At 37.8% G+C, this 12,513-nt stretch carries 10 protein-coding genes; 3 read left to right on the forward strand and 7 right to left on the reverse strand.

What is annotated here, in order from left to right; all coding sequences use genetic code 11:
* Nucleotides 1-4 precede the first annotated feature (4 nt).
* From EZ444_RS24675 to EZ444_RS24685, 3 genes are all read left to right on the forward strand, one after another.
* Entirely contained in the window at nucleotides 5-931 is a 927-nt protein-coding gene (locus EZ444_RS24675; RefSeq protein ID WP_131612403.1) for a helix-turn-helix domain-containing protein, read from the forward strand.
* Between the two features lie 113 nt (nucleotides 932-1,044).
* On the forward strand, nucleotides 1,045-1,782 hold the full coding sequence (locus EZ444_RS24680) for an SDR family oxidoreductase (protein ID WP_131612405.1): 738 nt from the start codon (nucleotides 1,045-1,047) through the stop codon (nucleotides 1,780-1,782).
* 84 nt (nucleotides 1,783-1,866) lie between these two features.
* The gene (locus EZ444_RS24685) at nucleotides 1,867-2,619 is read left to right on the forward strand and encodes an SDR family oxidoreductase (protein ID WP_131612407.1); all 753 of its coding nucleotides are present in this window, start codon (nucleotides 1,867-1,869) and stop codon (nucleotides 2,617-2,619) included.
* A gap of 192 nt (nucleotides 2,620-2,811) precedes the next feature.
* Here the strand turns inward: EZ444_RS24685 and EZ444_RS24690 are convergent, their stop codons facing one another.
* The 7 genes from EZ444_RS24690 to EZ444_RS24720 all read right to left on the reverse strand — a co-directional run bounded on the left by EZ444_RS24690 (nucleotide 2,812) and on the right by EZ444_RS24720 (nucleotide 12,468).
* On the reverse strand, nucleotides 2,812-3,915 hold the full coding sequence (locus tag EZ444_RS24690; RefSeq protein ID WP_131612409.1) for an SGNH/GDSL hydrolase family protein: 1,104 nt from the start codon (nucleotides 3,913-3,915) through the stop codon (nucleotides 2,812-2,814).
* Nucleotide 3,916: 1 nt separating this feature from the next.
* A complete protein-coding gene (locus tag EZ444_RS24695; RefSeq protein WP_131612411.1) occupies nucleotides 3,917-4,840 on the reverse strand; it encodes an endonuclease/exonuclease/phosphatase family protein in 924 nt (307 codons plus the stop codon).
* A gap of 4 nt (nucleotides 4,841-4,844) precedes the next feature.
* Entirely contained in the window at nucleotides 4,845-5,723 is an 879-nt protein-coding gene (locus EZ444_RS24700; RefSeq protein WP_131612413.1) for an endonuclease/exonuclease/phosphatase family protein, read from the reverse strand.
* Entirely contained in the window at nucleotides 5,708-7,183 is a 1,476-nt protein-coding gene (locus EZ444_RS24705) for a SusD/RagB family nutrient-binding outer membrane lipoprotein (protein ID WP_131612415.1), read from the reverse strand. Before EZ444_RS24705 ends, EZ444_RS24700 begins: the two co-directional genes overlap by 16 nt.
* Before the next feature lie 11 nt (nucleotides 7,184-7,194).
* Entirely contained in the window at nucleotides 7,195-10,614 is a 3,420-nt protein-coding gene (locus EZ444_RS24710) for a SusC/RagA family TonB-linked outer membrane protein (protein ID WP_131612417.1), read from the reverse strand.
* 163 nt (nucleotides 10,615-10,777) lie between these two features.
* Complete coding sequence (locus EZ444_RS24715; protein ID WP_131612419.1) at nucleotides 10,778-11,740, reverse strand: FecR family protein; 963 nt, start codon at nucleotides 11,738-11,740, stop codon at nucleotides 10,778-10,780.
* A gap of 122 nt (nucleotides 11,741-11,862) precedes the next feature.
* Nucleotides 11,863-12,468 (reverse strand): RNA polymerase sigma-70 factor, encoded by a 606-nt coding sequence (locus EZ444_RS24720; RefSeq protein ID WP_131612421.1) that lies wholly within the window; start codon nucleotides 12,466-12,468, stop codon nucleotides 11,863-11,865.
* Between the last annotated feature and the right edge of the window lie 45 nt (nucleotides 12,469-12,513).

The following is a 12,513-nucleotide window of genomic DNA, read 5'->3' on the forward strand; positions in this document are numbered from 1 at the left end:
TATCGTGCAGGAAAACAAGCATGAAGCCAAATCACTATCCGAACTCTACCAGCATTTAGGGTTTCCGGTAGACCTGATCCATACCTTGGAGGGCTTCACTATTCACAACCTGAAAGACACCCGTTTTGAACTGCCCTACAACTCGCCCTCATTCCGCCCGGATTATTTCTCTTTCCTATTTGTAAAAGATGGTAGTGGCAGATATACCATTGACGGTGTCGGCTTTAATGTTGAGCCTCATTCCATTTATTTTACCAATCCTAGCAATTACAGAACTTTTAGCTGGACAAAGGTTGAGGATATTTACCTGATCACTTTCGATGAAACTTTCTTAAAGAAATTTGTCAGTACTGAAGTCTTTGAAGAGTTTCCGTTCCTCCTCACGGAAACGATTAGCCCAAAGGTGCTAAACATTGATTTCTTTGAAGTGGTAGATAAACTGTTTCAGGACATCCATAATGAGTTTTTAAAACAGTCTACTGATCAGCATAAAATAACAGGCCATTTGCTGGCAGTTTTGCTTTACCGTATAAAGGAGTACTTCTGGAAAGATTATAACCCTATTTATGAAGGGAACAGAAGTTCGCAGATCGTAAAGTTATTTAAGCAGATGCTTGAAAAACATTATCGTGATCTAAGTGCGGGAAAGGTAGAGACCATTTTCAGGGTACAGGATTATGCCGACGGCCAGCACCTCAACCCTAATTATCTGAGCAATGTTATCAAACATAAAACAGGTAAACCTATTGCCACCTGGATAGCGGATAAAACCATTGCCGAAGCGAAATCACTGTTGCAGAGCGCGGGAACTTCCATTAAAGAGATCACTTATAAGCTTGGGTTTTCAGAAGTTGCGCATTTCAGTAATTACTTTAAGAAAAATACAGGGACCTCTCCAGCCCAGTATAGAAAAGAACATCTTCAATCATAAATAATTCCTTTTAAACCTTTCTGTAAAATTTGCAACTAATACTGTAATGCTCGCAAAAGTTACCCCGTTTCCTGCTTTTATCTTTGTAGTATCAAATTTAAAAGATAGAAAACATGAAAGATTTATCAGAAAAAGTAATCCTAATAACAGGATCATCCAAAGGAATAGGTGCTGCTATTGCATTAAAATTGGCAGAAGAAGGCGCTAAAGTAATCGTTAACTACGCAGGTGGTAAAACAGAAGCAGAAAGCGTTGTTGCAAACATCAGAGAAAAAGGCGGCGATGCCATTTCTGTTCAGGCAGACGTTAGTAAACCGGATCAGGTAGAAGCCTTATTCGATCAGGCTATTGCTCAATACGGCAAAATAGACGTACTGGTAAACAATGCTGGTATCATGATTACCAAATTCATCAAAGACACCACCGATGAAGATTTCACCCGCCAGTTCGACATCAACGTAAGAGGTGTTTTCAATACCTTACGCGAGGCTTCATCGAAACTGGCCGATAATGGAAGCATTATCAATTTTTCTACCACCGTTAACAGATTGATGCTACCTACTTATGGTACTTATGTCGCCACCAAAGCAGCCGTTGAGCAATTGACCCGTGTCTTTTCCAAAGAAATCGGTAGAGGTATTAATGTAAACTCTGTATCTCCTGGTCCAACCAACACGGAGCTATTCGTTAAAGGCAAACCACAAGAAATAATAGACAGACTAGCGTCGATGAATCCGTTCGGAAGAATTGGTGAACCTAATGATATTGCGGAGGTGATTGTATTCCTTGCCAGTGATGCGGCAAAATGGATTAATGCACAGAACATTGGCGTTAACGGCGGAATGGCCTAATAGCAGGTTTTGCATTTGCCATACTCAACGATTATGGCATCAGAAGTATCCACAAATTTAAAACAGTAAAAAACAATATTTAAAATGAACACATTACAAAATAAAACAGCCTTAATTACAGGCTCAGCAAGAGGCTTAGGAAAAGCCATCGCAGAAAGATATGCCGCTCTGGGAGCCAATATAGTGATCAACTATTCAAGAGATAAAGCTTCTGCTGATGAGGTAGTATCTAATATTACGGCAATGGGCGTAAAGGTTATTGCCATACAAGCAGATGTAAGCAAGGTTTCGGAGATAGAGCGATTGTTTGATGAAACCCAAAAAGCATTTGGAAAAATAGATATTGTAGTTGCCAATGCAGGTATCGAAATGGTGGAAACACCGGTTAGTGAATTTACAGAAGAACAATTCGACCGTTTGTTTTCCATCAATACCAAAGGAGCCTATTTTACAATGCAACAGGCAGCCAAAAATGTGGAAGATAATGGACGCATCATCTACATTGCTTCTAGTACTACAGCTTTTCCCGTTGCGGGGATGGCAGTTTATGGCGGTAGTAAAACCACACCACGCTACCTGGTCGATGTACTTTCCAAAGAGATCGGCCATCGCGGGGTAACTGTTAATACGATCATTCCTTTCGCAGTAGACCATTCGGGCATTTTTGCCGAAGAAGGAAGTTATCCGGAGTTGAGAAAATCATTGCTGGATAGCTGCCCGATGGGAAGATTGGCAGAGGTAGAAGATGTAGCGAATGTTGCAGAGTTTTTTGCAAGCGATATGTCTTCTTTCGTGAATGGACAACACTTATTGGTAAACGGCGGAGCTACACAATAAAACACATATGCTAAAAATGCGGATAATATATATCCTCCTATCGGTTTGCGGCTTGTCTGCATGTGGGCAGATCAACAAGCGCCACGAACATAAAACATTAACGGAAATGGATAAAAATAAGATCAGTAACCTTTTGGTAAAACAGGCCTTCCTTGCCTGGCAAGAAGGAAATTCAGAAAATGGACACAATTATTACCTTGTATCTTTTATATCGTACTTACTAAGAATATCTACAATTAAAGGTTGAATATGAGTGATCATCCTTTCATAGCCCAAATCGTTTGGGTGTACGCCATCTACCGTACCCTCATGATCATTTCCCATCATTTTTTCGGAAGTAATAAAATACAAGTCCTTTAGCCCCTTATCTAGTAGCGCCAGTACTTCTTGCTGGATATTGATATTTTGGTTCTTCACGGTCTCGCCCACTACTTTATCCCAATAACCAGATTCTCTAATTATACTTTGCATTACAATAATTGGTGCCTTTGGATGTTTGCGTCTAATGGTATTTACTAAATAAGCGGTACGCTCTTTAATCAGCGTTGGATTGGTGTTGGGTACACAATCTAAGATATAAGCATCGGCATCGATAGCAGCTACCATGTCTGCCACCTCTGGCTCCATCTTGGCGCTACCACTTAACCCCAAATTAATAAAGTTAAGCCCCGTTAATCTAGATAACCTGGCCGGATAAGCCATACCTGGCCTACTCGCTCCAGTACCCTGTACAATACTAGACCCATAAATCAATATCCTTTTGGCAAATGGATCCGCAGCAGCGGTAATCTTTGCCTTTTTCTCTATCCCAATCTGTACATCTTCAACTTTGTCATATAACGGCAAATACAATAGACACTCCTTTTCGGTATTATCCATCCTACTGATAACAATTTCGTCATTACAAACACCACTTACTCTACCTATACCTGCAAACTGCCATTTACCGTCTTTTTTTATGTAAAGGTCAACTCCTTTATGTGCTGTTGGCGACATATTTGCCAAGGCTCTGCTCTTTGAAACACACCATTTGGCCCCTATAACTGTGCTATTAGTTTTAAATGAAATAGCTAACCCTGCCGAGTTGGTTAACAATTGCGCTACTCGTGGTGGTAAACCTTTGTATTTGTTACTATCTATACGATCGTAAATAGTGGGTGTTTCTTCACTTTTACCGATCAACGTAAGCATTTTGGCACTCGTAAAATTCAATTGATCAGTTTTTTGCGCCCGGACGATCAATGTAGTCGCACTTAAAAATGCAATCAATAATATGCTTTTAACAATTCGCTTCATTTTATTTCGCTTTTTTTAGAATAAGGAGCATTGGATAATGATCAGATAATGTATCCGTTAAATCGTCTTTCACTATCGTAGCATCAACAGCATCAGCCTTTAAAGCCTCATTAAGATAAATATAATCGATACGCGTGTAGTTCTTATGCTGCCTCAATTGGGTTGGCGCACTTTTGTCGTATACGGTATTAAATAACCGCCATGAGTCAACTAAGTCAGCATCTAATAATTTTTGAATTGCAGTATAATCTATTGCACCGTTATTAGTTGTTTTAATATCAGGATGATTTCTTTCGGAATTTAGCACCAGGTTCATTTTGTCTGCATTATCATAATCGCTTTTATCCAATGGAGACATATTGTTTAAATCGCCCATTAAAAGAATTTTTTCGCTTTTTGGAATGCGGTTGATATATTTTAACAACGTATCAACTTCAACAATTCTTTTTTGATAATCTTTAGGATGAAGGTGAGTTACAAAAAAATGATAACCCGCTATTTTACCATACAAAAAGCCATGCTGCATGCCTTCTGTTACCTTAACTACATTAGTGATGGGATATTTTGACATCAAGGCAATAGGAAAACCAGCTCTTTTTTGTAAAACGGTGTATTTATATCCCGCTCCTTTTGCCAAATCAACTAATTTCTCTTTCGACATGCTATTCAGTTCTTGAAAAGCTACTACATCTGGGCCTTTCTCCGCTACCCATTTCTGGAATGCTTTAATGTAGATACTGTCTTTTCTAAATCCTTCGTATACATTATAAGAAAGTACTTTAAAAAGATTAGGGTCTTTTTGAGCGGAGAAAAGCATTTTTGTTTTCTTGTAGCTATCTAAATTTGTAGCGTTTTTTTGTGCCAAAATAGCAAAAGGAATAAGCAAGAACCCAAAATGGAAAATACATTTAATCTTTAAATTCATGTTTTTATTTTTTTAAGATGAGTACCATCGGATAATGATCAGACATGTAATCGGTATACGCGTCCTTTACGAGATAAGAATCTTTATAATAATTCAATATGGCCTTATTCATAAAAATGTAATCTATCCGGGTGAAGTTATTGTGCGTTCTCAACTTTGTAGGCGCACTTTTCTCATAATTTGAACGGAATATTTTCCAGGTGTCATAAAACCCTTCATCCGTAATATTTTGGATGGTGGTATAATCAATCTGTCCGTTATTTAAGATTTTAGTCCCCGGATTACTCAATTCAGAAGCCCTTACCAAATCCATTTTAGCAGTAGTATTGTAAAAGGAAGCATCTTGTGGCGACATGTTATTAAAATCACCCATCATTAAGATCTTTTCCGTTTTTGGAATTCCCTGAGTGCGAGCTAAGATAATTTCCATTTCTGCCTTCCTAATCTCATAGGTTAAGGGGCTTAAATGGATCACAAAGAAATTATAATCTAGCACCTTTGCCTGGATCAAATGAAGATTAGAAGGCACAGTTTTGATTTCCGTAATTGGATATTTAGAAACCAAGGCAACAGGAAGCCCAGCTTCATGCCACATTAGGGTATAATTATAGCCCATTTCTACGGCAAAATTTTGTAATCCTGCTTTGGTAAATCCCTTCATTTCTTGCAAAGCAATTACATCCGGTTTCATGGTGTCAATCCATTTCTTGAAACCTTGTTTCTTTACCGCATCGCCACTAAATCCCTCGTATACATTATACGATAGCACTTTAAATGTTCCCTGTTCAATTGCAGTTTCCCGATTTTTCTTTTTACAGGCAACCAAAGTACAACATAAAAGCAAGGCAAAACCAATAAATTTAAGCCTTATTGTTGCCACCATACTTTTGTTCTTAAATTATCTCCACCAATGCGAGCAGCGGCAGCTTCATAGTTTGCTTTATTGGTAGCTTTAGTAATTAATGGGTATTCGAACCGGGTTGGTAAAATACCATTGTTTTTTGCCGCTGGTCCGACAGGTAATACCGGATATCCGGTTCTTCTGTAATCGTACCAAGATTCGAAACCACAAAAGAACATCGCAATATATTTTTGGCTCATGATGCGTTCTAAGGTTGCGGTAGTTCCAGTAAATCTAACAGTTGGTCTAGCCAAATATGTAGCCCCTGGAGTAGTAGATCCACTAGGATCCCAGGTACAGTTCCATTGTCTCCAGGAAGCCTCAACACCTTTATTAAAATACGTTTGAGCGTTAGCCGAAATCCATCCATTTAACGCAGCCTCGGCCAACAAAAAGTTAACTTCAGCCCATGTCAAAATTGGAAATGGATAATCATCTGCCTTAAGCGTGGTTGCTAAAGTAGAAGTTTTGAGTCCTGTATTATCGGCAAAAGCCTGCGTTTCTTGCTCGGTATAACCGCTTGGAATACCAACATATGCTCCTGGAGTATTTTTAGTTGCATACCTAAATCTTCTGCCATCAACAGTGGTATTCATTAAATCCATCAACGACTTACCCATCCTTCTGCTTCCGCTAAATTCTGATGCAGACATTTCAAAAAATAGGTTGATAAATGGCTTTATGCCATCGTATCTCATCATTGCCTCGTCTGCGTTACTGGTAAATAATGGGAACTTTACAGGATCGGCCACCATCTCGGCTATTTCTGTTGGTACATTCATCTCGGTTCTTTTAGACACACGCATCAATAAACGGAGACGCATAGAATTGGCAAATTTTTTCCATTTCACAGGGTCACTCCCATAGATTAGATCTGAGCTATCAAAGGGTTTATTTTCTGTAAATAAGGTATTTGCTCTTTTCAAGTCGGCCAATAAATTCGTGTAGATGGATTGTTGAGTATCATACTTAGGATAATACACCTCCTCCCGACCTTTAAAGGCATCCGTATATGGAATATCACCAAACATATCGGTAAGATTTGATACAAACCAAGCTTTCATCACCAAGGCAGCCCCCATGTTGTTTACATCATTCAGTTTCTCGGCAATTTTGTACATTTCATTCATGTCATTTGCTTTAACATAAAGCGTAGACCAAATCGCATCAAACTCATTTTCCTTGAATTCGTAACGGGCAAAATCATTCAAAGCGCCAGTTTCTACAGTATATTGCATTAACTCGTTGCTTAAGCGATGTGCACGTTTAGTGATGAGCCACATGCCATCAAATTGGGCTGGCGCCAATAAGCTACCAGGTGCAACAGAAGTTACTTTAACCGGATCAGTATTGAGCTTTTCAAAGTCTTTGGTGCAAGAAGTGATAACTCCAATAACAATGAAAAAAGAGAACAATTGACAGTGTTGTAATAAACTTTTCATATCAAATATTTTTAAAATGATGCTTTAATAGTGGCTCCAAAACTTCTGGTCGATGGAAATTGTCCGGTTTCAAAACCTGGTTCTATACGATTTCTATTTAAGGTTGCAATCTCTGGGTCGTACAAGGGGAAGCTGGTAAATAGCAACAGATCACGCCCGTATACGCTTAGTGAAGCTGATTTTGCCCCGATATTTTTTAACAGTGTAGCGGTAAATCTATATTCTAAGGACACCTCACGCAGTTTAATATACGAAGCATCAAAAATGTTCGCTTCCGCATTGTCTCTTAAATATTTCTGGTTATAGTAATCAGCAGCAGTGGCTACAATATCATTTTTACGATAAGTACCATCTGTATTCTGCACTACGCCTTCACCTACTATCCCAGCATATCGGCCTTCGAGTGTAGATCTTAGCTTTCCTGCGCCTGCCAAAACGGAGTTTGAAAATGAATAGATATCACCACCTTTCTGGCCATCAAACAAGAACGAGAAGCTAAATCTATTATAAGTAAACTGATTTTGAATTCCGGCCTTGTAATCTGGTACTGCAGAGCCTAAAATCTTGAAATTTTCAGTATCAATAAGCGGAAGCCCATTGTCATCGTGAACAATCTGACCATCCGGAGAACGCACATATCCAGAACCGTAAATATCCCCTATTGATCCCCCAACAATTGCTTTGATATACCCCCTTGGACCAGTAGCCATAATGATTTCTTCAACATTAGGCGCCAATTCTTTTACCAGACTTCTATTACTAGAATAGGTTAAAGTTGTTTTCCATTGCAACTTACTTTTTTTACCTAGCAGGTTTCCGGTAACAGCAAGTTCATAACCGCTATTGTTGATTAAACCCGCATTAAAGGTTCTACCTGTAAATCCTGTAGCTGGATCATTTGGAACAATTAAAATCTGTTTTGAACTATTCGAATTGTAATAGGTTAAGTCAAAACCAAGTCTGCTGCCAAAAAATCTGATATCTGCTCCTATTTCTCTATTGGTAATGATTTCTGGCTTCAGATTATCACCACCAGGCAAAGTAGTTGGGTTAGTATAACTTCCACCAAATTCGGAAGGATTTAAATAATAACCCGTTCGATAAGGATCAGTATCATTTCCTACTTGTGCAATCGAACCCCTAATCTTGAAATAGGATAAAGGTTTAACTGCTGAAAGGTTAAGCATCTCTGTTAATATTGCACTTCCAGAAGCCGAATAATAGAAGTAAGAGTTATTACCCGCAGGTAAAGTACTTGACCAGTCATTTCTTCCTGTTAAATCAAGAAACAAATACGTTTTATAATTAAACTGTGTCAAACCATAAATACTTTGCACCTCTTTATTAAGCGGTCTCGGCACTAGTAATGTTCTATCCTGGGCATTTCCTAAACTATAAATCCCCGGAGCACTCAAACGTTCGGCAGTTACCGTATTATTCTTTAATTTATTTTTGGTGATACTTGCACCTGCAGCGAACGCAAGTCCAATATTTTTAGACAATTTTTCATCGTACTTATATAACAAATCATAATTCTGCTCCTGCGTATTTACGTCTTGTTCCTGGTAACGTCCTGTAGCATAACGAATACTACTATACGGTCTGCGGTTAGTTCTAAGTGATGTACCTTGATCTATTCCACCTCTTAACATTAAACTCATTTTTTTGCTAAAAGTATAGGTGGCGGTAAGGTTACCAAAAATACGATCCTGGTCTAAAGTGTTCAGATTTTCATATAAAATGAAATAAGGGTTATCGACTACTGAGTTTAACTTGTTGTTTTGATCTATGTCTTTGACATCCCAATAGTCCTTATGCCAACTAAAAGGAATATTGGCCGAACCATACATCAATCCGTACATAAACGAGTTGGTATTATAACCAGATAAGGGTAGGTTGTCACTTTCTTTATGGTAATAATTTACCCTTGTTGTTAATTGAAGATTGTTCAGTTTACTATTACTCGAAAAAGAAAGCCTATTGAATGAATATCCTGTGTTTGGCAAAATATATTTATTGCGCGTATCATTATATGAAAGTCGAATAGAATTTTTGCTATCTCCCCCACTTAATGAAAGGTTGTTATTATAGGTTACGCCTCTAACAAATGCATCCTTTACATAGTTTTTATCAGCAACCCAGGGTGTTCTTGTGGTACCTGTGGTTTTGGTTACCGGATCGTATTGATAGTAAGATTGACCTGCAAAAGCTGGACCGAAGGAACGTGTAGAGTTGGTGCTGGGTCCATCAGGACTTGCTCCGTAAGAAAAATAAGTATTAATGGCATTACCAGCTCCGTATTCATATTGAAAATCGGGATAATGTAGCACATCGTCGAGGGTTACGCCACTGTTAAAGGCGACGGAAAGTTTTTCCTTTTGGTCGGTGTTGCTTTTAGTAGTAATCAAGATTGCACCCGAAGCTGCTCTGGAACCATATAAAGCGGCTGCAGATGGCCCTCTTAATATCGTCACGTCTTTGATATCTTCTGGATTAATCTCACTTAAGGCATTACCATAATCAACTGGTGTTTCGGTATTTCCCGTAGCGCCATAACTTAGTCCATTGTTACCTACCATGCCACTAATAACAGGGACACCATCAATCACCACAAGAGGTTCCCCTTTATCTAAGTCTAAAGAGTTCTGCCCGCGTAAAGTTATCCTTACCGTTCCACCTGGACCGGCACCTGCTTTCGAAATATTTAATCCTGGAACTTTTCCAGACAAAGCATTTACCCAATTGTTTGGTGCAGTTTTAGAAATCTCTTCACCATCCACTTTAGTAACAGCATAGCCTAAGCTTTTCTCTTCCCGTTTAATACCTAAGGCGGTAATTACGACATTGTTCAGCTCCGTTGTTTCCTGTTCTAATACAATTGAAATTGACGAACTCCCCGCTTTTACATTTTGTATTCTTTTAGTTTGATAAGAGATAAAGCTTACTTCCAGGGTATAACTATCTGCTAAAACCGGTACTTTAAAAACACCTTGCGAATTGGTTACCACACTCCTTTTTAACTCTACCACAGTAACATTTGCACCAGGAAGTGGTTTTCCCTGCTCATCTATTATTTTTCCAATAATAAATTGAGCTCCTTTTTGATTGACATTACTTTCTTCTTTAGTTACAATGACAATTTTCTTTGCCTGGAAAATATATCTAAGCGAAGTTTTTTTCAATAGCTGATCCAAGACTTCTGCTACTGAGGTTGTGGTTACGTTAATATTTAACTTGTCATACCCCTCTACCAGCTTTTCATTAAAAACGACTGGTATACCCGATTTTTTTTGAATAGCTGACAATGCTGTTCTTAAATTTTGGTTCTGCAGATTAAGTGTAATTTTTACATCTGATGGTGTTTGAGCCTTTACATGTCCTACCAGTAGAAAGGAACTACATGCCATCAATAGCAATAATAAATGTTTCATATTGGGTTTGGTTCGTTAAGTACTTATCAAATTGTATTGATATATACATTTGTTTAATTAGAAGTATATCCTACAATAAGTTGAATGGTAGTAGACAAAAAACAAACAAAACATAACCACCTAATTATCAGTCAAATATTCTGTATCAGAAAATGAAATCTCTTTATTTTTGATTGAAAAGGATGGCGTTTCCTTTAAATTGATAAGTCAGATGATTAGCACTGCTTAGCACTAATAATATATCTTCTAATCGATCCGTACGGGCAAAGCTAGCAGTAAGGCGGTATTCTTTTAGGCTATCTTGTTCAAAATGTATCTTCACTTTAAATTTACGAGCCAATACAGTACATACATCTAAAAAACGATCGTTATTGAAACTTAGGCTACCTTTTTGCCAGGCAATTACATTATCGGCATCAATAGCTTGCTTTTGCATAACGCCAGTGCTAGCCTGTAAACTTACTTGTTCATTGGGTAAAAGTATAACACTGTTTGTTGTACCATTATTTTGAGGATCGTTATCACTTACGCTTACCTTACCTCTAGTTACTGCAACCTGGATATTACTTAAGTAACTATAGGCTCTCACATTAAAGGCTGTACCCAAGACTTGGGTGCTTAGCTTTTTAGAAGTCACAATAAAGGGCTTTTTTTCGTCATGGCTTACATCGAAATAAGCCTCTCCTTCTATTAAGAACACCTCACGCTGGCTTCTATTAAATTCCTTAGGATATTTAAATCTGCTGTTAGCGTTTAACCATACTTTAGAACCATCGGCCAAGGTTAATTTTAGTTGTTGCCCATCTGGCACTTGCTTTTCTAAATATACTACAGGATCAACGATATTGTAAATTTCTGTTCTGTAATAAAAAAAAGAGAAAAGTAAAACCGCAAGCATAGCCGCTACTTTTAAAATAATGCTCCAGCTTTTTTGTTTAACCGCTAGTTGTCGGTCAATTCGCTGTTTCATTATCATTCCACTGGCCTGCTCTTCATCTTTTGTCCATTCCCAGTTTCCAGCTTCAGATTGGGCATCAAACCACTGCTCAAGAATTTTTCTTTCTTCAGCGGTACACTTGTTATTACGATAACGTTCTAAAAGTTCGTTGACACCTTTTATCTCCATGGCATGATAATATCTAGAAAAATAGGCTTTGGTAGTAGATATTTCAAAATATTTTTACAACTATCTATAAATCAAAACAATAAAATAAATCCACCAGCTCACTTACCATATAAAAATGACAACTATGAATTTAATAGATGAAAAAGAATAAAGAAAGTGATTTGGAAAGTAGAATCATTATATAACACCAGCTTAAAGTGCTTCAATGCATTACTGATTTGCTTTTTAACCGTTTTATCAGAAATATTCAACTTTTCGGAGATCTCTTTATAGCTAAGATTTTCCTTCCTACTCAATACAAAAACCTCTTTCATTTTTGCAGGCAGCTTTTCAATTTCTACATCAATAATGGCATTTAGTTCTCTTGCAGCAAATTCTTCGTTAACTACATCTTGCCTTTCTACCAGGTAACTGGCCAAGTTCTCGGCATGTTTACTTTTATTTAGGTGATCTTGTATAAAGTTAATTCCTTTAAAGCGTGCCGCTGTAAACAAATAACCAGAAAGTGTGCCTTTAGTATTTATTTCTTTTCTACGTAACCAAAGCGACACAAATATTTCTTGTACAATATCCTGTGCAGCATCTTTATCTCGAATGGCTTTTACAACATAAAGAAATAATTGATTCCAATAGAGATTGTAAATCTGATCAAAAGCTGCCCTATCTCCTTCGCATAGTAAATGAAAGAGACGCTCGTCTTCTACAACACAGTTAATTTTGCTGGACATGGTTTATTTGGCAAAACTAATCTAGTAAAATTAAATTAAGGTTTA

The organism is Pedobacter hiemivivus, from assembly GCF_004331685.1.
GTDB lineage: Bacteria > Bacteroidota > Bacteroidia > Sphingobacteriales > Sphingobacteriaceae > Pedobacter > Pedobacter hiemivivus.